The sequence below is a fragment of the Aeromonas sp. FDAARGOS 1407 genome (genome assembly GCF_019048725.1).
In the GTDB taxonomy this organism is placed as follows: Bacteria; Pseudomonadota; Gammaproteobacteria; order Enterobacterales; family Aeromonadaceae; genus Aeromonas; species Aeromonas enteropelogenes.
Window position 1 is genome coordinate 465938 of sequence record NZ_CP077399.1, and the last position, 23043, is coordinate 488980.

Annotated in this window: 20 protein-coding genes; 9 read left to right on the forward strand and 11 right to left on the reverse strand. The window is 62.0% G+C overall.

Annotation, left to right across the window (positions count from 1 at the left end):
* Positions 1–155: 155 nt before the first annotated feature.
* The 4 genes from folB (at position 156) to I6L37_RS02270 (ending at position 3773) form a co-directional block, all read left to right on the forward strand.
* Positions 156–527 carry a dihydroneopterin aldolase gene (gene folB, locus I6L37_RS02255; protein ID WP_042070321.1) on the forward strand — a complete coding sequence of 124 codons (372 nt, stop codon included), beginning with the start codon at positions 156–158 and terminating at the stop codon, positions 525–527.
* Positions 527–1036 carry a 2-amino-4-hydroxy-6-hydroxymethyldihydropteridine diphosphokinase gene (folK, locus tag I6L37_RS02260; RefSeq protein WP_042070320.1) on the forward strand — a complete coding sequence of 170 codons (510 nt, stop codon included), beginning with the start codon at positions 527–529 and terminating at the stop codon, positions 1034–1036. Before folB ends, folK begins: the two co-directional genes overlap by 1 nt.
* Positions 1037–1143: 107 nt before the next feature.
* Positions 1144–1632 (forward strand): YbaK/EbsC family protein, encoded by a 489-nt coding sequence (locus I6L37_RS02265; protein WP_216993178.1) that lies wholly within the window; start codon positions 1144–1146, stop codon positions 1630–1632.
* 305 nt (positions 1633–1937) lie between these two features.
* A complete protein-coding gene (locus I6L37_RS02270; protein WP_216993179.1) occupies positions 1938–3773 on the forward strand; it encodes a methyl-accepting chemotaxis protein in 1836 nt (611 codons plus the stop codon).
* Here I6L37_RS02270 and mdtD read toward each other — a convergent pair.
* The 3 genes from mdtD to I6L37_RS02285 all read right to left on the reverse strand — a co-directional run bounded on the left by mdtD (position 3758) and on the right by I6L37_RS02285 (position 7779).
* Positions 3758–5152 (reverse strand): multidrug transporter subunit MdtD, encoded by a 1395-nt coding sequence (gene mdtD / locus I6L37_RS02275; protein ID WP_216993180.1) that lies wholly within the window; start codon positions 5150–5152, stop codon positions 3758–3760. The genes I6L37_RS02270 and mdtD overlap by 16 nt on opposite strands.
* Positions 5153–5213: 61 nt before the next feature.
* Complete coding sequence (locus I6L37_RS02280) at positions 5214–6341, reverse strand: GTP-binding protein (RefSeq protein ID WP_216993181.1); 1128 nt, start codon at positions 6339–6341, stop codon at positions 5214–5216.
* Positions 6342–6384: 43 nt separating this feature from the next.
* The gene (locus tag I6L37_RS02285; protein WP_216993182.1) at positions 6385–7779 is read right to left on the reverse strand and encodes a D-arabinono-1,4-lactone oxidase; all 1395 of its coding nucleotides are present in this window, start codon (positions 7777–7779) and stop codon (positions 6385–6387) included.
* 556 nt (positions 7780–8335) lie between these two features.
* On the opposite strand from I6L37_RS02285, the gene I6L37_RS02290 reads away from it, so the two are divergent.
* On the forward strand, positions 8336–8512 hold the full coding sequence (locus I6L37_RS02290) for a hypothetical protein (protein WP_124239471.1): 177 nt from the start codon (positions 8336–8338) through the stop codon (positions 8510–8512).
* A gap of 117 nt (positions 8513–8629) precedes the next feature.
* On the opposite strand, the gene I6L37_RS02295 is transcribed toward I6L37_RS02290, so the two are convergent.
* Positions 8630–9151 carry a GNAT family N-acetyltransferase gene (locus I6L37_RS02295; RefSeq protein WP_216993183.1) on the reverse strand — a complete coding sequence of 174 codons (522 nt, stop codon included), beginning with the start codon at positions 9149–9151 and terminating at the stop codon, positions 8630–8632.
* Between the two features lie 126 nt (positions 9152–9277).
* On the reverse strand, positions 9278–10099 hold the full coding sequence (locus I6L37_RS02300) for an HDOD domain-containing protein (RefSeq protein WP_042029044.1): 822 nt from the start codon (positions 10097–10099) through the stop codon (positions 9278–9280).
* Between the two features lie 169 nt (positions 10100–10268).
* Here I6L37_RS02300 and I6L37_RS02305 point away from each other — a divergent pair, with 169 nt between their 5' ends.
* Entirely contained in the window at positions 10269–10535 is a 267-nt protein-coding gene (locus I6L37_RS02305; protein ID WP_061476904.1) for a hypothetical protein, read from the forward strand.
* Positions 10536–10616: 81 nt separating this feature from the next.
* Here the strand turns inward: I6L37_RS02305 and aphA are convergent, their stop codons facing one another.
* Both aphA and I6L37_RS02315 read right to left on the reverse strand, forming a co-directional pair.
* Positions 10617–11336: an acid phosphatase AphA gene (gene aphA / locus I6L37_RS02310; protein WP_216993184.1), complete on the reverse strand. Its 720-nt coding sequence runs from the start codon at positions 11334–11336 to the stop codon at positions 10617–10619.
* Between the two features lie 103 nt (positions 11337–11439).
* On the reverse strand, positions 11440–12114 hold the full coding sequence (locus I6L37_RS02315) for an adenine nucleotide alpha hydrolase (RefSeq protein WP_216993185.1): 675 nt from the start codon (positions 12112–12114) through the stop codon (positions 11440–11442).
* A gap of 166 nt (positions 12115–12280) precedes the next feature.
* Here I6L37_RS02315 and I6L37_RS02320 point away from each other — a divergent pair, with 166 nt between their 5' ends.
* The 3 genes from I6L37_RS02320 (at position 12281) to I6L37_RS02330 (ending at position 14822) form a co-directional block, all read left to right on the forward strand.
* Positions 12281–13597: an MFS transporter gene (locus I6L37_RS02320; RefSeq protein WP_216993186.1), complete on the forward strand. Its 1317-nt coding sequence runs from the start codon at positions 12281–12283 to the stop codon at positions 13595–13597.
* Between the two features lie 142 nt (positions 13598–13739).
* The gene (locus I6L37_RS02325; protein ID WP_026457709.1) at positions 13740–14456 is read left to right on the forward strand and encodes a MarC family NAAT transporter; all 717 of its coding nucleotides are present in this window, start codon (positions 13740–13742) and stop codon (positions 14454–14456) included.
* A gap of 162 nt (positions 14457–14618) precedes the next feature.
* Positions 14619–14822, forward strand: coding sequence for a hypothetical protein (locus I6L37_RS02330; RefSeq protein WP_026457710.1), 204 nt, complete (start codon positions 14619–14621; stop codon positions 14820–14822).
* 144 nt (positions 14823–14966) lie between these two features.
* Here the strand turns inward: I6L37_RS02330 and tldD are convergent, their stop codons facing one another.
* From tldD to rng, 4 genes are all read right to left on the reverse strand, one after another.
* A complete protein-coding gene (tldD, locus tag I6L37_RS02335; protein ID WP_216993187.1) occupies positions 14967–16415 on the reverse strand; it encodes a metalloprotease TldD in 1449 nt (482 codons plus the stop codon).
* A gap of 346 nt (positions 16416–16761) precedes the next feature.
* Positions 16762–17583, reverse strand: coding sequence for a carbon-nitrogen hydrolase family protein (locus tag I6L37_RS02340; RefSeq protein WP_216993188.1), 822 nt, complete (start codon positions 17581–17583; stop codon positions 16762–16764).
* 28 nt (positions 17584–17611) lie between these two features.
* Positions 17612–21508 carry a YhdP family protein gene (locus tag I6L37_RS02345; protein ID WP_216993189.1) on the reverse strand — a complete coding sequence of 1299 codons (3897 nt, stop codon included), beginning with the start codon at positions 21506–21508 and terminating at the stop codon, positions 17612–17614.
* Positions 21509–22978, reverse strand: coding sequence for a ribonuclease G (gene rng / locus I6L37_RS02350; RefSeq protein WP_216993190.1), 1470 nt, complete (start codon positions 22976–22978; stop codon positions 21509–21511). It abuts the gene before it with no gap.
* Positions 22979–23043: the final 65 nt, after the last annotated feature.

The following is a 23043-nucleotide window of genomic DNA, read 5'->3' on the forward strand; positions in this document are numbered from 1 at the left end:
GGTCGTTTTTACCACGATATGAATGGGGTATGATGCGGGCCACATACGCTGGCTTGGACCCTTTGCCCAACCAGACAGCCTCGGCAAGCATGTCGCCCGGCCAGCATCCCTGCGCTGTCATCACAGCCCATCAAGAGTAAAGAAGAAGTACAGTCATGGACAAGGTGTTTATTCGCGGACTCGAGGTTTTGACCACCATAGGTGTATATGAGTGGGAGAAGGGCATTCGCCAGAAACTCCGGTTTGACCTTGAGATGGGGTTCGACAACCGCCCCGCCGCCGCAACCGACGATATCAAGCTGGCACTGGATTATGCCGACCTCTCCAACCGGATCTGTGAACATGTCAGCGGCAAGGTAGTCGAACTGGTCGAAACCATGGCCGAACAGGTCGCCATCCTGGTGCTTGCCGATGAGCGGGTACAGTGGGTCAAAGTGACTCTCACCAAGCCCGGTGCCGTACCCAATGCCGAAGGCGTCGGCGTCGAGATCCTGCGCCATCGCACACCGGTAGCGAGCGCCAACTGATGACCACCCTCTATATCAGCCTGGGCTCGAATATAGAGCGGGAGCGCCATATCCGCGCCGGCCTTGATGCCCTGTACGGCGAGTTTGGCGAGCTGCTGGTGTCACGGGTATTCGAGAGCGAGGCGGTAGGCTTCAATGGCCGCCCCTTCTACAACCTGGTGGTGGCGGCGCAGACCGATCTTCCACTGGCGACCGTCTGCCAGCGCCTGCGCGCCATGGAGTTTGCCCACGGCCGCGAAGCGGATGCCAAGAAGTTCGCTCCCCGCACCCTGGATCTCGACCTGCTGCTCTATGGCGATCTGGTTTGCGACACACCGATCACCTTGCCACGCGGCGAGATCCTCACCAACGCCTTCGTGTTGTGGCCGCTGGCCGAGCTGGCCCCGGCCCTGCGCCATCCGCTCGATGGCCGCACCATGGATGAGCTGTGGCAAGCCTATGACAAGGCCTCCCAGCGGCTCTACCCCATTTCCTTTCACTGGGAAGCACCGGCATTGCAGCACAGCTGATCGACAAGGGCACCTCGGTGCCCTTGTCGCTTATGGCAGATTAGAAAGCGTGATTGGCCATTGCCCTGCCCTGCTGGCAGGATAATTCCCATGAAAAGGAGGAATAGATGCCACTCGATACCATCCATCACTTCAACTGCCAGCTGCTCGCCGATCTACCCCATCAGCGTTATCAACACGAGCCCATCCTCGATTACGCCACCGACGAGCAGGTCAAGGCACGCCTTGGCTGGCAGGCGGAGTTCAGCAAGACCCTGTTTCTCAAGTTCAAGGATGGCCGTTTCGCCCTGTTGCTGACCCACAGGGACGGGCGGCTCGACAACAAGGCAGTCAAGGCCACCCTGGGAGCCAAACCCTCCATCTGCACGGCCGAGGAGATGCAGACACAGATCGGCTGCCTGCCGGGAGCCGTCTGCCCCTTTCTGCCGCGCGCCGACATCCCGCTGCTGATAGATCCGCAGCTGCTCGCCCATCACGCCTTTACCTGGACCCCGGGTCACCCGGAACACACCTTTCTGCTGGAAACCGCCCACCTGCCCCAGGTGCTGGCACAGCTGCCCTGTGAGGTCAGCTATCTGCCCGTGGCAACGACCTGAATCCGTCCCACTCCTATGGGCCCAAGAGCCGCGTCACCGCTCCGGGGGCGGCCTTATGCCACGCTCACGACAACAATCCCCCTGATGACTGTCTTCCATGCTGCCATGAGGAAGTACTTCCTCACTTTGTGGGCGGCTAGCCACCAACAAAACAACTGCCTGATCCCGAACGAGATTGTCTGTCCTCCTCACAAACTGTCAGGTGACAGACAAAGCGGCAACTTATTGACAATAAACATAATATTAAAGTTTTTGCTCGACTGAACGATAATGACGGGTACTTCCCCTGTTGCTGTGAGGCAGTAATGAGCGTCAAACAGAAGTTACTTTGGTCCGCCTTCCTCATCACCCTGATCCAGCTGCTGCTGGTCGGAGGCCTATCCTACTTCTCGGAGCGAAACGAGCAGCTTGCCATGGCACAGCGACTGACCCAGCAGCTTGACTCCGAACGCACCCAGCTGGCGCTCGACGAGAAGCTATACCTGCTGCGCAAGGATCCCTCCCTGATCACCGAGTTCGCCGCCCAGAGCCAGCGGATCCGGGAGACCATCCAGCAGCTTCAAGGCTACCTGCCAGCGGAGATGGACGCGCACCTGACCGTGCTCGGTGGTGCACTCGATGACTACCAGGCTGAATTCAAACGACTGCAGAGCGAGCAGGAACGGATCGGCCTCACGCCGGAAGCAGGCCTCTACGGCAAGCTCAGGGCCGCCACCCATGCGCTTGAGTCGGCCCTCAAGGAGCGCGACGATCCCCGCCTTGAAGTCATCTTGTTGCAGCTGCGCCGCAACGAGAAGGACTTCATGCTGCGCCGGGATGCACGCTACCTGGATCAGCTGGAAGCCAACGCAACGCCGCTGGCCGAGGCGCTGGCCGCCAATCCGGAACAGGCCGAGCTGCTCCAGCGCTACCGCCAGTACTTCAAGGAGCTGGTTAGCGCTGAACAGCAACTGGGTCTGACCGGCAAGGATGGCCTGCGCGCAAGCCTGATCCAGAAAGAGCAGAAGATGGCCTCGGCAAGCGCCACCCTGCTCAAGGAGCTGACCACCTACGTCAATGCCCAGCATGATCGCCAGACCTGGATGATGATCATGTTGTGTGCCGTTGGCATCATCACCGCCCTGCTGCTCAACCTTGCCATCGGTCGCAACATCATGAGCGGCCTCGACAAGCTGGCCGACGTGATGCGTCGGGTCACCAGCAACAACGATCTCACCCTGCGTGCCAGATTGACCGGCAAGGACGAACTGGCCGCCATGGGCCGTGACTTCGATACCATGCTGGATCACTTTCACGCCCTTATCGAACGGGTGAAAGGCTCGGTCGGGCACCTGGAGTCCCAGACCCGGCTGCTGAGCCAACAGGCAGAGCTGACCCAGCAGGCCTTGTCAAAACAGCTTGAGGAGAGCGATCTGGTGGCCAGCGCCGCCACCGAGATGGAATCCACCATCGCCAATATTGCAGACAACACAGAAACCGCCGCCGCCAGCGCCCGCGACACCCACAGCGCCGCCGAACAGGGCCGCGACAGCGTGCAGCAGACCGGCCAGACCATACGCCAACTCTCGGAGCGGCTGGATGAAACCGGCCATGAGGGCGAAGCCCTGTCGCAGGAGAGCCAGACCATCAGCAGCGTGCTGGACGTGATCCGGGCCATCGCCGAACAGACCAACCTGCTGGCCCTCAACGCCGCCATCGAGGCGGCTCGGGCCGGGGATCAGGGGCGTGGTTTCGCCGTCGTGGCTGACGAGGTTCGCAGCCTGGCGATGCGCACCCAGCAGAGCACCACGGAGATCGCCACCATCATAGGCAGCCTCCAGTCACGCACCGCCAGCATGGTGGCGCAGATTGGTGAGTGCCGTGACAATGGCGAGCAAAGCGTCTCGGCAGCCCAGCTGGCCGGAGAGCAGCTCAATCTCATCACGGAGCGGATGGAGGCAGTGCTCGACATGAATACCCAGATCGCCACCGCCGTGGAGGAACAGAGTTCTGTCGCCGCCGAGATCAACCGCAACGCCGTGATGATCCGCGACATCGCCAACCAAGTGCGTGGCCAGGCCGAAGAGTCCCTGTCCGCTACCCTGCAGGTGGAGCAACAGGCCAGCGAGCTGGCCAGTGCCATCGATCAATTCAAGGTCTGAGGCCGCTCCAACTGGGCAAATATGAGCGCCGCCAGCATGGAGAGCAGCCCGACACAGAGATAGGTGAGGTGAAAACCCGCCAGCCACTGCCCGCCGGCGGCGTCAGCCCCGGCGGAGAAGAGCCCAAGCAGGCTGGCGGCGATGGCTACCCCCAGGCTCATGGAGAGCTGCATCACCACCGACAGCAGGCCGTTGCCACTGCTGGCGTGAGTCGGACCGAGATCCTGCAGGGTCAGGGTGTTCATGGCGGAGAACTGCAGCGAGTTGATGGCGCCAAACACCATCAGCCAGCCCAGCAGCACCCCGTAGGGGAGCTGATTGTCGATGAGGGAGAAGCTGGCGATCATCACCCCGAGCGCCAGGGTGTTGCCGATCAGGATGCGGCGATAGCCGATGCGCGGAATGAGCTTGTTCACCAGCGTCTTGGTCAGCATGGCCCCCAGCACGGTGGGGATCATGGTCATCCCCGCCTTGCTCGGCGAGAAACCGAGCCCCAGTTGCAAAAACAGTGGCGTGAGAAACGGCATGGCGCCGCTACCGAGGCGAGCAAACAGGTTGCCCCAGATGCCGATGGCGAAGGTGTTGGTCTTGAACAGCGCCAGGCTGAACAGCGGCTCCTGCGCATTGGCCGCGTAGAGCCAGTAGCTCGCCATGGCCGCCAACCCGAAGATAAGGGCAAACAGCGCCCAACCGGTGGAGATGCTGTGCTCCCCCAATCCCTGCAAACCTACCGACACCAGCACCATGCCGATGCTGAACATCACGAACCCCTGCCAGTCGAATTTCGCCGTCTCCTGGCGCAGATCCGGCATGAAGTGCCAACTGGCGAGAAAACCGAGTACCCCCACCGGCAGGTTGATGAGAAACACCCAGTGCCAGCTCGCCACCTCTACCAGCCAGCCCCCGAGTGCCGGCCCCATCAAGGGGCCAAGCAGCCCCGGAATGGTGACGAACGACATCACCCGCAGCAGTTCGTGCTTGCTGTAGACCCGCAGCACCGCCAGCCTGCCCACCGGCATCAGCAGGGCACCGCCTATCCCCTGTAACACCCTGGCAGCCACCAACACGGGCAGGGTATTGGCGGCGGCGCAAGCCAAAGATCCCAGGGTAAACAACAAGATGGCCGCCAGATAGATGCGACGGGTGCCGAACCTGTCCGCCAGCCAGCCGGAGGCGGGGATGAGCAGCGCCACCGTCAGCATGTAGGCGATGACCACTGACTGCATCTGCAGCGGGCTCTCCCCCAGCGCCTCGGCCATGCTGGGCAGGGCAGTGTTGAGAATGGTGCCATCCAGCGTCTGCATGAAGAAACCGACCGCCGTCAGCAGAGGCAGCCACTTGCGCTGGGCCGGGGTAACCATGTGTGTGCTATCGGGCATGAGCAGCCACCTCATCTTCAGACAAAAAAAGACCCGCACGAAAGCGGGTCACATCAGACTATCAGGCATCCGGCTGGCCGAGCATGGCTCTGAGCTGCTCTTCCAGACTGGGTTCGGGCGCCTTGAGGGTATCCAGAAACAACCACTCTATCCCCGCCTTGTCCTGGCTCTTCACGATGAACACCAGCCGCGACTGGGCCTTGCCCTCCGGCCACTCCCCTAGTGCCTGCAGCGGATAGAGCTGACCGTGCACGCCGTGGATCACCACCGGCTGGCTCTCCCCTTCCAGTTGCAATATTCCCTTTAGCCGCAGCAGGGCATCGCCATAGTGCGCCTGCACCGCATCGATGGCAGCCAGTAGGCGAGAGGGCTTGAGCGGCTCGCCGATACGCAGGGAAAAACTCTCTATGTTGCCATGCTCGAAATGGGTCGGCGCAGCCGTCCCCACCTTGGCGGCGAATGGCTTCATTTTGGGTTGCATCGGCGAGGCCAACCCCTGTTTGGGGGACTCGGTGCGCAGCCAGGCCAGCAGCTGACGCACGTCGCGCCCCGCCTCCTCGTTGTAGGCGCCCAATTTTTCAAGCGCGGCGGGCGACAGCTCGCCGTTGATCACCCGCTCGATGGGCGCCGCCGGATTGAGGGCCGCCAGCTGGCTCTCGACCCGTGTCAGGGTCTCCTCATCCACCAGGTCGCCCTTGCTCACCACCAGCAGATCCGCCAGCGCCACCTGCTTCACCGCTTCATACTGTTGGATAAGCTGCTGCTCGATATGACCTGCATCGACGACTGTGACTGTGCCGTCGAAGCGATAGCGCTGAGCGATAAAGCCCTCCTCCCTCAACGTGAAGAGCACGGGGGCCGGGTCCGCCAGCCCCGTGGTCTCAATGATCAGTCGCTTGAAGGGTTTAATCTTGCGCTGGATGGCCTTCATAAAGAGCCCCTGCAGCGCTTCTACCAGGGAGCCCTGCACCGAGCAGCAGATACAGCCGGAATCGAGCAGCACCACCTGTTCGTCCACCTGCTGTACCAGATGATGATCCAGCCCCACCGAGCCGAATTCGTTGATCAGCACGGCACACTCGCCGAGCTCGGGCTGCTTCACCCAGTGGTTGAGCAGCGTGGTCTTGCCGCTGCCGAGAAAGCCGGTCAGCAGGGTCACTGGGATGCGGGTATCTTGCATATCGGTCATGTCAAATCCTTAAAACCTGGCGTGATGAGAGGGACAGCCACCCTCACTTGTTGGCAAACAGAGCCGCAAGCCAGCGGTTTTCGAAGCGGCCATGGGGGTCAAGATCACCCTTGAGAGCCAGGAAGTCGTGCCAGCGCGGCAGCAAAGCCGGGAAGTCGTAGAGATCCATCGCCAGGTGTTTGCCAAAATGCGGAATGCCGCCGAGGGGCACCAGCAGTTGCTGCAACTCGCGCATCTGCTCCATGGAGCCGTTGACGAAGGTGCCGTCCGCCGCCAGATAGACCAGGAAACCAATCCAGCACACCGACTGGCCATAGGCAGCACTGAGCCAGGCCTCGGAGGGGCCGGTGCAGCGCAGGATAAAGGGATAGTGCAGCACGCCGGGATTGGCCTCCTGCCACTTCTGCAACGTCTCCAGCGCCTCCTGCATGCGATGCAGCGGCACCGCCACCTCGCAGTTGATCTGGGGGGCCGGGATCCCCTTGCAGAGGATCTGGTAGACGTTGCCCACCAGGTCCGAGGCATCCTTGAAGCGGCGCACCGTCTCGAAGTGCTCCCCCGCCAGCGCCTCATCCTTGGTGTCCTTCGCCATCTTCTGCAGGGTGGCGTCAATGGTGGCGTTCATGCAGGCGTCGATGTCGCCATCCAGCAGCAGCGGCTCGCTACCCGCGGCCCGGTAGCGAGCCACCTCCTCCTCGCTGGCGGGATCTACCAGCCAGATGTGGCTCTCACCGGTCCAGGCGAACCACCAGCTCTTCACGAAACCGTGTTCGCGGTTCAGCCGCTCGTTGTGTTCCAGCAGGAAGGAGTAGTCGGTGGTGAACTTGGTGCAGCGCATGATGCGGTTCGGCACTGTGCGCAGGGTGACGTCGAGCAGGATGCCGAGCATCCCCATCCCCATCACGAAGGCGCCGAAGCGCGGGTCGGTGCGATCCACCCGGATGATGTCGCCACTGGCCAGCATCACGGTCAGCACCTCCACCGCGTCACACAGGGCTGACTGGTGCAGCCCCTGGCCATGGGTGCCGGTGCTGAGCGCACCGCCCAGGGTCTGGATGCCGATGACGCCGGGGGAGGCGGGCAGCATCCGCTCCATGGCAATCAGTTCGGCGTAGACGCTATCGAGCGGTGTGCCTGCCTGGTAGGTCACCGTATCGGCGGTCTGTGCCAGCTGGCCGCGCAGGTGGTGCAGGTCCACCAGCAGCGCCTGATTGCCCTCGGCATAGACACTGTGGATGGGTTCGAAGGAGAGACCGGAGCCGATGAGCCGCAGCTTGCGCTCCGGAAATTCGCGCAGCAGCGCCTGCAGCTCGTCGCGATTTTTAGGGCGCCACACCTGCTCCAGTGCCCCGAGCGGATTGGTTCTGGACCAGTTGAACAGCACCTCCCGATTGTCGATCGCCTTGATGCTGTGAAATGCCTGGAACTGAACCGTCATACCGCGCCTCATCTCTATCTGACGTCAAAATGAGCGACGATTCTACCGAAAAGTCCGCGCCAAGGCATGAAAAACAAGCCCTTGCGATCAGGAGGGGAAATGCGTCGTGGCGGCCATTCAAGCACCTTTCGTCATTCGATGAGGAGGAAGTGCGGGCACTTATTTACGCCACAACAAAATAATTGTTTGCTTTTTATTCATTTCACGGCCAGAATGCGCGCCGGCTAGTTAATCAGCCCTGTTTATGTTTACCCTGCAATGCTTCACCTCACGATGAATCCTGTCAGTACCCGCATAACCTTCTTCTGATTTACTCGCCTCGAGAACCGTCAGGCTGTCCGCCTGCGTTGCCCGGCTCTCACGGCGCAGACCCGATCTGCCCACCCATGTGAACCATGCATCCGCATATTCCTTGGCATATTCCTTGAAAGTGCAGACGCCCGTGAGACGGGCTGGGTATTCCTGCGCGCCTGTCAGCCATCCGGGCTGACCGCGCCCATTGACCTGTCATTTGCCAACACAAGGAGCAAACATTTAATTTATATAGAGAAATACCATGATGAAAGCAGTAAAAACACACAAGCCCCTGCGTCGTAGCAAACCCATCAACCTGCCCGTGCAAGAACACGATGACGATGGGTTTCTGATCCAGTTCAGCACCCGCTTCAGCGGCGGTTTCGCCATCTCCTGTGATGGCATCGCTGGCGAGTTCTCCATCGAAGACCTCCACTGATCCTGCCTGCCACACGGCAGCGCCCGATGCAGACAGGCCGCAACTCACGGCGGCCTCTTTGCGACAGCCATCTCCCTTACAACCGAATAATCAGCCTCTCCGATCAGAGAACCGCTCTCAGATCCGGCACGGCTCGACGTCCACCGCCTCCAGCAGCAGGCACTCGTCGGCATCTTCTGCGAGCTTAACCAGACGGCTGCGCACCAGCCCCAGCTTGGTCAGCAGGCCAATTGAACGCTCGTTGCCCGGGGTGACGATGGCGATGACCCGCTCGATCCCGAGCCGCTCGCGACCATCCTGCAAGGCGGCACGTGCGGCTTCGATGGCATAGCCCTGCCCGCGATAAGCAGGCAAAAAGGCATAGCCGATATCCTCGCAGGGCAGGCTGTCGCGTCTGATCAGGCCGCACATGCCGAGCCTGGCGCCATCTTCCTGGCGTTCCACCAGATAGAGGCCGTGACCGTGACGGGCATAGCTGACCGCGGGCCCCTGCTGGATATATTCCTGCGCCTGCTCCAGGGTACGAACTCCCCGATCGCCGATGAAGCGATAAAAATCGGCATCGTTGAGCAATTCGAGGATAAAGGGGGCATCGGCGAGATGCATCTCACGCAGGGTCAGACGGGGTGTGAAGATCATGACAACGGCTCTCAAAACAAGGAGATAGAGAGCAAAGAGTGCTCCCCTCATCCCGTACTGGCAAGCCCGCGCGGCTGCCGGCATGAAAAAGGGGCCGTTTTCGGCCCCCTTTGCAACCCGGTGGCATCAGGCCGCCAGCAATCCGGCATAGCCATTGCCCTGCTCGCGCAGTGCGGTGAATTCGGCCGCGCAATCAGCCCAGGGCAACCCCAGCTTGTCGGCCACCTTGTCAGGCCACTCGGGGGGCGCCGCCTCCCCCACATCCGACTGGGCCGCCAGCACTATGGCCAGGTGAATAAGCCCTGCCTCGGTAGAAAACTCCTTGGCCAGCATGGGGTTATAGTGGTACTCCACCGCGCTGCAGATGGTGTCGGGAAACTTCCACAACTTGGCCATGGCCGCTCCCACCTGGGCATAGTTGAAGCCGACCACCAGCTCCTCGGCCTTGGCCCGCCCCTTGTGCAGCTCCAGATCCTTGATGTGCAGCACGGTATTTTCCGGCAGCCCCACATGCATGATGAGGCGCCCGAGATCATGCAACAGGGCGCAGGTGAAGACCTCCTCTCCTTTCATCCCTTTTCGCACCGCCAAACGGCGCGCCAATTCGGCCACGTTGAAGACGCAACCCCAGAAGTGCCTGAGGTCGAGGCCGGGTACTGCCTTGACCGACTCGGTCAGGCCGCAGGCCAGCACCATGTTGCGCACCATGGCCAACCCAAGCCGTACCGTGGCTTCGTTGACTGTGGCAACCTGTCGACTGCCGCCGAATTTTGCTGAGTTGGCCAGGCGCAGCAACTTGGCCGAAATGACCGGATCCTTGGCTATCTGCTTGCTGATCTTGCTCAGATCCGGCTCCTTCTCGTTGAAGGTCTGGATCAGTTCACGCATCACTTCGGGGATCTGGGGCAGGTTGTGTGGCTGTGCCAGCAGGGCATCTATCGTAGGCATAGGCTTATCCATCCATCTGGTATGTGTGCAAACCTGTTTGCGGGGCAAACGCCTACTAATTATGAGTAACAAGCCAGCGCTATAACGGATTCTTTATTTGCCGATGGCTCAAGGTGTTAACAAGCATTCGGGCTATACTGGCCGCCACATTCACTGTTGCGGATATCCCATGAACGACGACTCTCAGGAATTTTTCGACGAAGCCGCCCTGCTGGAGATGGTGGACAACCAGCTCGCCGACGGCCAGCCACCCCAGGTGAAGGCGACCCTGATGCGGCTGGTGATGACGGGCACCCCGCGAGAAGAGGCGCTGCAATACATCGCCTGCGCCCTCGGCGCCGAGCTGATGGCGATGGAAGCCGAACAGGGCCCCTTCAACCTGACCCGTTACGGCGAGTTTCTCGACAGCCTGCCCGAGATGCCCTGGGCCGACTGAACCACGTATCCGTACGGTAAAACAACAGAAGGGCGGGTGCCGATGGCCCCGCCCTTCTTTCATGAATCAGCTTTTGACCGATCAATACTGGGAGTTGATGATCACCTCTTCCCCCAGCGCCCCCGCCAGCGGTAGTGGCCGGTAAGTGGAGTTGGCCGCCCGCAGCAGACGGATGCCGCGAATGCCCGCCGCCTGCGCCGCCTTGATGTCCCCGTCGGCATCGCCGTAGAAGACCTTCATCTTTTTATCCTTGAGCCACTGCACCTTGGTGTTCTGTCCAGGCTGGTCGCCGGCAAAGATCACCGGATTGAGCCGATCGGCCGGGATCCCCATGGTCTGCTGCAGGGTTTGGGTCACCGTCTCGGTGTGGGTGGCCGAGCGCCCGGTGACAAAGTAGATGCTGTCACCCCGCTTGAGGTGCATGGCGATCAGCGCCTTACCCACCTGTTTTGGCACACTGAACGCATCCCAGCCATTGTTCATCTTCTCCCAGAAGGCGGGGTTCTTGAGATAACTCTCGTCTTTCGGGGAGAACTCCTGCTTGCCGCGATAGAAGCCGGGACTCGAGAAGAGCAGGGTGTCATCGATGTCAAAGCCCACCGCCATCGGCGGCAGACCATCCAGACTGGCGGCAATCTGGGCCAGCGACACCCAGTGAACGGGCGCCTGCTCGGCCAGCGAGGCGGTGGTCACGCCGGCAGGGGCCGGTTGGGGTGTGGCGGTAACGTCGGCAATAGCCGGGAGAGAAAGGACGGCTGCCAGCAGAGAGGCGAGCAGCACGGGACGGGAAACAAATTTCATCGCACGTCTTCTTCTTCAAACAAAAGAGGGGGCTCATGGTGCCCCCATCCCCTTGTCCAAACTGTGAGTTACCCTACAGAAGGGAGCGTTTGACGCCCAATAATCAATCGGTGACTGGCAGCAGGTCTGTGAAGATGAAACCGTCCCGCTCCACGGTTTCCCCCACCCGGATCGCCAGCGGGCGCCGGAACATGGGCCCGTCGTAGGCCAGGGTGTGAAACTCGCCGTTTTCGCCACACGGATCCACTCCCTCGGGCAAGGCGGCGAGCAGGGCCGGATCGAAATCGTGGCCACCCAGACCGGCATCCAGCTTCTTCGGATCCAGCGTGCTGATCCTCGCCTTCATGCCTGCCGCCATCATCTCCCGCGCCAGCTCGGGCGTCTTGCTCCCCCACAGCGGAAATAGCGGCTCTATACCGGTTCCCGCCAGCTGCCGCTCGCGATAGGCCCGCACATCCTCAAGGAAGAGATCACCAAACGTCATGTGACGGATCCCCTGCGCCAGCACATCGGCGATGAAGCCTTCCATGATGCGCGCATAATCCTCGTTGCTACAGGGCCAGGGCAGATCGATGCAGATGATGGGCAGCCCCACGCACTCGGCCTGCTGCAACAGCAGTTGCTTGCGCACACCGTGCATCGCAACCCGCTCAAAGGCCTGATTGAGGGTGGTGAACAGCCCCACCACCTCGATGGCCGGATCCTGGCGCAGGCGATGCAGCGCCCAGGCGCAATCCTTGCCGCTGCTCCAGGAGAGCAATACCCGTTTCTTTTCCATGATTCTTCCTCCTGACGGGCGTCACTATGCCCCAAAAAGATGCAAGACAGTGTTGCGAATTGCGCGATTTACATACCGGGATGCAACAGCATACCCTCGAAGAGGAGCGTGTCCCCGGCAAGGATGGGGAACAATAACTAAAAAAAGCGATGGGAAACATAAGGATATGACGACAGCCACACAACACTACGATCACTGTCGCCCCCTCAACCGACAGGATTACAAGACCCTGAGCCTGGCGGCGCTGGGCGGCGCGCTGGAATTTTACGACTTCATCATCTTCGTCTTCTTCGCCGTGGTCATCGGCGAGCTCTTCTTCCCGGCCGATATTCCCGAATGGCTGCGCCAGTTCCAGACCTTCGGCATCTTCGCCGCCGGCTATCTGGCCCGCCCCCTGGGGGGCATCATCATGGCCCACTTCGGCGATCTCATCGGCCGCAAGCGCATGTTCACCCTGAGCATCATCATGATGGCGCTGCCAACCCTGCTGATCGGCCTGCTGCCCACCTATGCCGCCCTCGGCATCGCCGCCCCGCTGCTGCTGCTGTTGCTGCGGATCCTACAAGGGGCCGCTATCGGTGGTGAAGTGCCAGGGGCCTGGGTATTCGTGGCTGAACACGTGCCCGCCCGCCGGATTGGCCTCGCCTGCGGCACCCTGACCGCCGGACTGACGGCCGGCATCCTGCTCGGCTCCCTGGTGGCCACCGCCATCAACCGCAGCATGAGCCCGAGCGATGTGAGCGAGTGGGGCTGGCGCCTAGCCTTTGTGCTCGGCGGGGTATTCGGCATCGTCGCCATGTACCTGCGCCGCTGGCTGCACGAGACCCCGGTCTTTGCCGAGATGCAGGCCAACAAGTCCCTGGCCGAGGAGCTGCCGCTCAAGACGGTGCTGCGCGAGCACAAGGGCAGCGTCGTCGTCTCCATGCTGCTGACCTGGCTGCTCTCCGCCGGGATCGTGGTGGTGATCCTGATGACCCCCACCTACCTGCAGAAGGTGTATGGCATCACCCCCGCCGAGGCGCTGACCGCCAACTCCCTGGCCATAGTCGCGCTCACCCTGGGCTGCATCGCCTATGGTCGCCTCATCGACAGCCTCGGCAGCGGCCTGACCTTCATGCTGGGCTCCCTGCTGCTGGCGGGTTCCACTTATGCCTTCTACCACGGTCTGGTGGCTGGCATGGCCCAGCTGGTGCCCCTCTACATGCTGGCAGGATTTGCGGTCGGCATCGTCGGCGCCGTACCCTATGTGATGGTCAACGCCTTCCCGGCGGTGGTGCGCTTCTCCGGCCTCTCCTTCTCCTACAACGTGGCCTACGCCATCTTCGGCGGCCTGACCCCCATGCTGGTCACCCTGTGGATGAAGAGCGACGTGCTGGCCCCCTCCCACTATGTGATGAGCCTGTCGGCCCTCGGCTTTATCATCGGCCTCTGGCTCTGGGTCCAGCAGCGCAACCAGCGCCAGACGCTGCCCCAGGCGGCCTGATACCCACTCTCAGTTCAGCCCCGACCCAGGTCGGGGCTTTTTGTACGGCCTGGGTTCAGTTTGCAGGGCATAATATAACCACCCTTTCGAAATCGGCCTGGTGCCGGCTTCATCCATCTACCCTGTTCATCCGAGGCAATACATGTACTTTCAGGTCGTTCTGCTCGCCTTGCTGGCGTTGCTGCCCATGGTCAATCCGCCCACCACGGCCACCCTGTTGCTGGGGCTGAGCAAGGGAATGTCGCGGGAACATGTCCGCCGCCAGATCAATCTGGCCGCCATCTACCTGTTCTGCACCCTCTGCATCACCTTCTTCATCGGCTCTTCCATCCTGGATCTGTTCGGGATCTCCATCCCGGGTCTGCGACTGGCTGGTGGCCTCATCATCGGCTTCATCGGTTTTCGCATGCTGTTCCCGGCACCGAGCCAGGCCGACGGGGTGGATATCAACCAGAGCATCGCCTTCGTGCCGCTCACCATGCCCAGCATGTGCGGGCCGGGAACCATGGCGCTGGTGATCAGCGGCGCCGCCCAGATCGCGGAACTGCCCGATGACTACAACCGCATGACCATCTATGCCGCCATGGTCACCGCCTTCGCCCTGATGAGCCTGCTCAGCTGGGGCGTGCTGAAGCTGGCGGATCCGGTCTGCAAGATCCTGGGCGCCACCGGCATCGACGCCATGACCCGGATCATGGGTTTTCTGCTGGTGTGCATGGGTATGCAATTTTGTATCAATGGAATCAAGGAGGTAGCTCAGGACCCGGTATTCCATGAAGCGCCGGCTACCCAGGCGATCACGGCTCCCGCACCTGCTCCCGTCAATCTCGAGCAACTGCCAGGTGCCCGCCAGCACTGAGTGAAAGCGTTGTCAAAACAGGCTGACGATCTGCATTGATCTTGTCCCTGATCATGTTATTGACACACAAATGAGTTAGTCTGTTTTTCATACAGACTCTATTCAGAAGGACGCTGGTAGGTTTGTTGGTGAATACCCATTCAATTTCAGGAGAGTATGCTGATGGACAAGATGCTGACCGAAATAGGGAGCCATAGCCTGTTTCACGAGTACCTGAATGTGGTTGGGATCACTAGCCCTTCCCTTGCCAAGATCGAGCAGCGCTGGGAGTACAAGGATCAGGAGCACCTGGTCGCCAAGATCCAGATCGACAAGCAGGGCAATGCCCGCTACTTCATCGACGCCCGCGCCATCTCGGTCAATTGATGCCAATGATTGGATCCGCCCCGGCCAGCTGACCGGGGCTTTTTGTTGCCCGCCGCCAACCCGCCAGCAAAAACCCCGGCACAAGGCCGGGGTTTGAGTTTGCGCTCACCGCATCGATTGACGCTGTGAGCTGGCCAAGCCGACTTACGACGTGCCGCCCACGGTGAGCTGATCCAGCTTGAGGGTTGGCTGACCCACTCCGACCGGCACGCTCTGCCCCTCCTTGCCACAGACGCCGACCCCGCGATCGATCGCCAGATCGCTGCCCACCATAGAGACCTGGCTCATGGCCTCGGGGCCATTGCCGATCAGGGTCGCCCCCTTGATGGGCGCAGTGATCTTGCCATCCTCGATGAGGTAGGCCTCGGAGGCGGAGAAGACGAACTTGCCGGAAGTGATGTCCACCTGACCGCCGCCGAAATTGGGGGCATAAATCCCCTTCTTCACCGAGGCGATGATCTCGGCCGGATCGTACTGACCCGCCAGCATGTAGGTGTTGGTCATGCGCGGCATCGGCAGGGCTGCATAGGATTCGCGACGGCCGTTGCCGGTGAGCGGAACTCCCATCAGGCGGGCATTCTGCTTGTCCTGCAGATAGCCCTTGAGAATGCCGTTTTCGATCAGCACGTTGTAACCGCCCGGCGTCCCCTCGTCGTCGATGGAGACGGAGCCGCGCCGACCCGGCAGGGTGCCGTCATCGACTATGGTGCAGTGCCTGGAGGCGACCTGCTCGCCGATGCGCCCGGCGAAGGCGGACGAGCCCTTGCGGTTGAAGTCCCCCTCCAGGCCATGGCCCACAGCTTCGTGCAACAGCACACCCGGCCAGCCGGAGCCCAGCACCACCGGCATGGTACCAGCCGGTGCATCGATGGCCTCCAGATTCACCAGCGCCTGGCGCACGGCTTCCCGCACATAACCGAAGGCGCGGCTCTCCAGCCCATCCAGTTCGAGGAAATAATCGTAACCGAAGCGGCCACCGCCGCCGGCGCTGCCACGCTCGCGGCGATCTCCCTTCTCGGCGATGACGGTCACCGAGAGGCGCACCAGCGGGCGCACGTCGGCGGCCAGGGTACCGTCGGTGGCGGCCACCAACACCTCTTCGTAGACTCCGCTGATGGAGGCCATCGCCTGATTGATGGCGGGATCCAAGCTGCGGGCAAACTTGTCCATCTGCTCCAGCAGGGCGATCTTCTGCTGCTTGTCGAGTGTCTGCAGGGGATCCAGCGCCGGATAGAGCAGGTTGGCCTCGGTTCTGGTCCACGCCTTCACCTTGCCCCGGGCGCCGGCGGCGGCGATGCCGCGGGCGGCAGTCACCGACTGCTGCAGCGCCAGCAGGCTCAGCTCGTCCGAATAGGCAAAACCGGTCTTCTCGCCACAGACGGCACGCACCCCGACCCCCTGATCGATGTTGTAGCTGCCATCTTTCACGATGCCATCTTCCAGCATCCAGGACTCATGCCAGCTGCGCTGGAAATAGAGGTCGCCGAACTCCACCTGATGGCTCATCAGGCTGCCGAGCAGCTGTTGCAGGCGTCCTTCGTCGAGATCGTTCGGGGCCAACAGGGAAGCACTAACCTGGCTCAATAGACTCAAATCTTTCTCTCCAATCTCGATGCGAGATGTCGTAACAGTTAATTCGTGCGAATCGACCAGAGGGTCGATTGGCGAAGCGTAATCGGACGTCAAAGACACCATCGGGTTTGCGAGCGTCCGCTCCCCCCGCCACAGGACGGATCGAACCTGCGCATGTTCACAGCAACCCGGCGTGTTGTCGTACCGGCAAACGGCTGCGTTTCAATTCTTCACCACACCATCAGAGCAAACGGGCGTGTTACAGCACCGGCAAACGGCTGCGTTTCAGTTCTTCACCACACCATCAGAGCAAACGGGTGTGTTGCAGCACCGGCAAACCGCTGCGTTTCAGTTCTTTACCACAGCATCAGAGCAAACGGGCGTGCTCCATCACGGGCATGGTGCGTTTCAATTCATCGACAAGCCCGCCATCCATCTGCGCCAGCACGGTGGCGCGCCCCGCGCTCTGGCAGGCCAGCACCCGACCCCAGGGGTCGATCACCATGCTGTGACCCCAGGTCTGACGTCCCGTCTCATGGGTGCCCCCCTGGTTGGCGGCCACCACATAGCACTGATTTTCGATGGCACGGGCCCGCAGCAGCGGCTCCCAGTGCGCCTCACCGGTCACCGCAGTGAAAGCGGCAGGTACCAGCAGCACCCGGGCACCGGCACGGGCCAGCTGGCGATAGAGCTCGGGAAAGCGCAAATCATAACAGATGGAAAGGCCGAGGGGACCAAAGGGGGAGTCCACCGTAACGGGCGCATCCCCCGGGCTGAAGGTCTCCGACTCCCGATAACGCCCCTGATTGTCGGCCACATCCACGTCGAACAGGTGGATCTTGTGGTAATGCCCCTTGAGCGCGCCAGCCGGATCAAACACCAGCGAGCTGGTGTGGATGTGATCCGATCCCGGGATCCTGGTCGGCATGGCCCCGGCTACCAGCCAGATGCCATGTTCGCGGGCCCACGCGGCAAGCTGTTGCTGGATCGGCGCAGCTCCGCTCAGATCGGGGCCGATCGTCTCGGCCCCGTCCAGATAGCCCTGGCGCTCGCCAAACAGGGCAAAATTCTCCGGCAACAGCGCCAGCAGCGGCCGTTCGGCCGGCAATGCCGCCAGCTCGGCGGCAATCTGCGCCCGGTTATCCTGCCAGTGACGGCCAGACACCAGCTGTATTGCGGCTAACCACATGACTCACTCCTTGAGATTGGGGGCACCATCAACGCTGATCCGGCCCGCTGTGTTTTGGGGTCAGCAGGAAGGGGCTGACCTCGTTGGCAGGCAGGGTGGGCGCGACCTCTTCCACCGCCTCTTTCTGCTGCTGGTTGAGCTTGATCCTGGCCCTGTCACGCCCCGCCTCGACCAGTTTGGGAGCATCGAGCGGACCCGAGATCCAGAAATCGATCCGGGTCACCACATCCACCACGGGCTCCAGCAACTTGGAGAGTGCCAACACATAGAGGCCGGTCACCGGAGTGAGGGAGAAGGCCGCCACCACCGGCAGGGTGCCCCCCAGATTGGGGGAGAAGCTCAGCTCGTAGTCGAGCCGCCAGCGCACCAGATCGGCCACCCCTTCCCCGCGCAGGTTGCCTGCGGCGCCCTTCATGTAGAAATCGTCGTTGCTCACCAGCCCCTGCTTGATGTTGACCGAGGCCGACATGGATTCAAAGTAGAAGCCCTTGTCGAACACATCGCGAAAATCGAGGCGCAGCTTGCGGATCAGGGAGTCCAGACTCAGCAATGAGAGCAGCCGTGCCCCCTTGTCGCTGACCTCCCGCAGTGTGCCCCCCTCCAGCTGGTAGTTGGCGCTGCCCGCCAGGGTGGGCAGGCTCAGACGATAGGGAGCATCCTGCCAGTTCACATCGAACGATAGTGAGCCCGGCGCGTCGCTGATGGGGGATGTATAGCCAAGGCGCTTGACCAGCAGCTCGCTGTTGTTGCTGGTCAGCTTGCCACGGGCCCAGGTCTGCATCCGCCCACCGTCGTTGCGCCAATCGACGCTGCCGGTCAGCTGGCTGCCCGCCAGTCGCATCTCCAGTCCCTTGAGGCTCAACTTGTTGGCCCCCGGGATCAGCTCCCCCTTGACCTCGCCCAGCGGCAACTCGCCGAAACGGCAATCCACGCAGCTGAAGGTGAGCCAGGGGATGGCGTCCATGATGGCCTTGTCCTGCTTCGCATCGGGCTCGGGGCGCAGATCCGAACTCTTGCCCGACCAATAGATGCGGGCAAACTTGGCATCGACCGGCTGACTGGGGACGACTGGCAGGCGGATCACCCCCATCACGTCGGGGCTGTCGATCATCACCTCGGTGGCCTGCTTGACCGGCCCCACGGTGAAACGGGTCGCCTTGAGAGTGGCGCTGCCGATATTGGCGCGAGCCAGCTGGCCATCCACCCACCAATCCTGCGGCAGGAAGGAGGGACCGACCACGGCGTTGCCGCCCTTGCCCTGGGCCGGCAGCCACTGCTTGAGGCGGGCCAGCCAGCCTCCCACATCGGCCTCCTGCTGGTTAATGGCCAGCAACATGGGCACATCCCGCAATATCCTGGCACCGGGCTGCCCCACATCGACCCGCACCCGGCTGAGATGAGGTTCCCCCTCGCCGTACACCAGCCGGGTCTGCATATCCACATCGGCTCCCAGCACGGCGCGAATGTCGGCACTGCCGTCGCGGCCCCGCGCGGTCACCTTGAGCGGCAACCGCTCCGGCGCCGCCTTGTTTAGCGGTTTGGGCAAGTCCAGCCCCATCCCCTGCAGGTTGGAGTCGAGCGCCAGATGGAAGCTGAATGGCTTGTCATCGGGCAGGGCCAGATCGAGCTTTCCACTCCAGTTGCTGCGGCCGGCGAGGATGCCGTACGAGGCGATGGCGGGGGGCTGGCGACGGCTGTCCCACTCCCCCTTGAAGCCGAGGTCGACCTGATAGCGATCCGGGTGCTGACGGCCCTGATAGTTGAGGGTCAGCGGCTGGTTCCACAGGGTCGCCTTGAGATTGCTGAAACGGGTCTGTTCGTTGTCATACTCAAGCTTGCCCTGCACCTGCTCCAGCGGCAGATCCAGGCTGGCAACCCGTACCTTGTTGTTGTTGAAGGTGGCATCGCCGCTCGCCTTCACCTCGCTCTCGCCATCGAGGGGGATATCCAGCTTGACTGTCCCCTTCAAGGGGCCGCGCACCTCGACCTCCCGCAGCGCCTGCCCCACGGTCCCCCCCAACGGGGAGTCCTGCAGGTAGTCGCTGATGGCCTTGCCCTCGCCCGCCACCCTGGCATCCACATAGAGATGGGCCCCCGGATAGAGATCCGGGATCCAGGCATGGACCGAGTCGGAACTCGCCTTGCCGAGGCGGGTGGAGCGGCTGCGCATGTCCAGGCTGGCGTTCTGGAACAGGAGATCTATCTGCAGGTCGGTGAGCGGTTGCCAACCGGGGAAGAACTCGTAGGTGGCCTTCTCCAGCGGCACCGCCACCTGGAAGATCCCCTCGCCCTTGCTGTAGGGAAAATCCCGGAACTCGCCGTACCAGAGCAGATCGGCCCCCTTCGCCTTGCCCCCTTTAATGGCACCGCTCAGGTAGTCCACCAGCTCCTTGTCCATCGCCTGCAGCGGGAAGTAGCGATCGGCGTTGCCCGCATTCTTGACGTCGATGCGACCGGTCAGGGCGAGGAAGGGGTGCTCGAACAGATCGAGCCGAAAACGGCTGGCGAGGCGCAGGTCCGGGTTGTCCAGCGCTATGTCCTGGCCATAGAGCACCCAGCCCTGCGACTCGCGCCACCAGTCGAGGCGGGCCGAGAAGCTGTCGATGGGGATCACTTCCTTGAAGTGACGGGCCGGATCCAGCTTGTTCTTGCCGAGAGTCAGCCTGGCGCTGCCGCCGCTCGGGGTGAGCCAGAATTCGCCGTTGAGGTCCTGCACCCCGGGCACATCCTGCCAGGCATTGACCTTGATGTGTGAGAAGTTTCCGCTCAGCGACAGCCCCTGCCAGTCGGCCTTTGCCTGCAGGACGAGATCCTGGATCTTGCCGCTCGGGCTGGTGCGTTTGAGGGTCTCGGCCAGCTCGGGATAGAGGCCTGAGACCAGCTGGCTCAGGTTGGTAACCTGATCGAGATCGATTTGCGGCACATAGCCGCGGATCCGCGAACCGACCCGTTCGAGCTGCAACCGGCTGCGCAGCCAGGACTTGTCATCGAGCTTGAAGGTCACGTTGTGGCTGGCCAGTTGCCAATCCTCGCCATCCCGGCGCAGCTGGATCTTGCCGCCGTCGAGGGCGAGGCGATGCAGTTTGCGCTTCTTGGGATCCTTCCAGATCAGGTAGTTGTTGCCAAAGGCCAGCAGGCTATCCCCCAGCTGGCCGTCGGCAAACTCGCTCCAGAGCTGGAAGTCGAGCTGGCCCGCAATCTTGGGCTCACCGGCATGGATCCGCGCCAGCAGGGGGGTGATGTCGAGCTGGCTGGCCCCTAGATAAAGCCGGCCCTTGAGGGTATCGAGCCGGGTACTCGAAGCATCCACATCCAGGATAAGATCGAGGGTGCTCTCGCCTACCCCGTTGATGAGATAGGCCTTGCCGACCCCCTGATGACGCTTGCCCCGGTTCTGCCAGCGCAGCTGGGCGATATCCAGCGCACGCAGCTCGCCGAGAGCGGTGGTGACGTTGAGGCGGGTATTGAGCACATCGAAGGTGGAGAGCTGGGTCAGCAGGAAGCGCAACAGCGCCCGCTGCTGGGGATCGTGGCTGGATGGGGTCTTATCGGCCGGCTGGCTGAAATCCAGGGTGATCTCCCCATCCCCCAGGATCAACTCGCCAAAGACCGGCTTGAGCTCGTTGAGGGAGCGCCAGAAGTCGAGATGGGCCCACACCTTCCCCAGTTTGACGGCAAAACGCCCCGAGTCCGGGGCGATGGAGAGTTGCTGCAGTTCGAGGGCAGGGCCGGCACGGGTCCAATCCAGCCCTACCTCTCCCACACTTACCTTCAGCTGGCTGTCGGCCAGCAGGGTATCGAGCAGTGCCTGACGGTGCTGATTGAGCAAAGGACCCCCAACCCGTACCAGCGTGACCACCATGGCCAGCAGTACGAACAGGATCCCCAGGGCCAGCCAGCCCCGACTCAGCCAGCGATAGACCAATTACATCATCACCACGTCAAACTGCTCCTGACCACAGAGAGGTTCGCTCACCACCCGTACCTGCTTGCCGATGAAGACTTCCAGCTCCGCCAGGCTGTGGGACTCTTCGCCGTGAAGATAGTCGGCCACCGCCGGGGCAGCATAGACGGTGAACTGATCCGCGTCGTAGGCGCGGTTGACCCGGATGATCTCCCGCAGGATCTCGAAGCAGACCGACTCCACCGTCTTGACCCGGCCGCGTCCCTTGCACTCGGGGCACTCGGCACAGAGCACGTGCTCCAGGCTCTCGCGGGTGCGCTTGCGGGTCATCTCCACCAGGCCGAGCTGGGAGAAGCCATTGACGTTGGTCTTGGCCCTGTCCTTCGCGAGCGCCAGCTCCAGGCTGTGCAAGACCCGGCGCCGGTGATCCTCGGACTGCATGTCGATGAAGTCGATGATGATGATGCCACCGAGGTTGCGCAGCCGCAGATGGCGGGCGATGGCGGCGGTGGCCTCGATGTTGGTGTTGAAAATGGTCTCTTCCAGGTTGCGATGACCCACGAAGGCCCCGGTGTTGATGTCCACCGTGGTCATGGCTTCGGTCTGGTCGATGATGAGGTAGCCGCCGGACTTCAGCTCCACCTTGCGCTCCAGGGCGCGCTGGATCTCGTTCTCCACGTCGTAGAGATCGAAGATGGGGGAGTCCCCGAGGTAATACTCCAGCTTGCCGGCGAGCTCGGGCACGTACTCCTCGGTGAAGCGCTTGAGCTGCTCGAAGCTCTGGCGCGAATCGACCCGGATCTTGTCGAGCTCGGTGCCGACGAAGTCGCGCACCACCCGAAAGGCGAGGCTGGGATCCTCATAGAGGATCTTGCAGGGGGGATACTTCTGCTTGCGCTCGAGGATCTTGCGCCACAGGCGCTTCAAAAAGGCGGCATCCTGCTCCAGCTCCTGCTCCCCCACCCCTTCGGCGGCGGTGCGGATGATGTAGCCACCCAGCTCGTCCACATAGCCAGCCACGGTGCGCTTGAGTCGCTCCCGTTCCGCTTCGGACTCGATGCGCTGGGAAACCCCCACATGGGCGCTGCCCGGCATAAACACCAGGTAGCGGGAAGGCAATGTGATATCGGTGGTGAGGCGCGCCCCCTTGGTGCCCAGCGGGTCTTTGACCACCTGCACCATGATATCCTGCCCCTGGCGCACCAGCTCGGCGATATTGCCGACCTGGAACTGCTCCTTCTCCTTCACCGCCACGCATTCGGTGTGCGGGACTATGTCGGAGGCGTGCAGGAAGGCCGCCTTGTCCATGCCGATATCAACGAAGGCCGCCTGCATGCCGGGCAGCACCCGGCTGATCTTGCCTTTATAGATATTGCCGACGATGCCACGCTTGGCCTGACGTTCGACGTGCACTTCCTGCAGTTGGCCGTTTTCGACCAGAGCGACCCGGGTTTCGGAGGGGGTAACGTTAACCAGTAGTTCTACCGACATAAGTAACCTTGCCTGTTCCAGTTTTGAATTCTATGAAGCCAATCCGGCACAACTCGCGCAAGGAA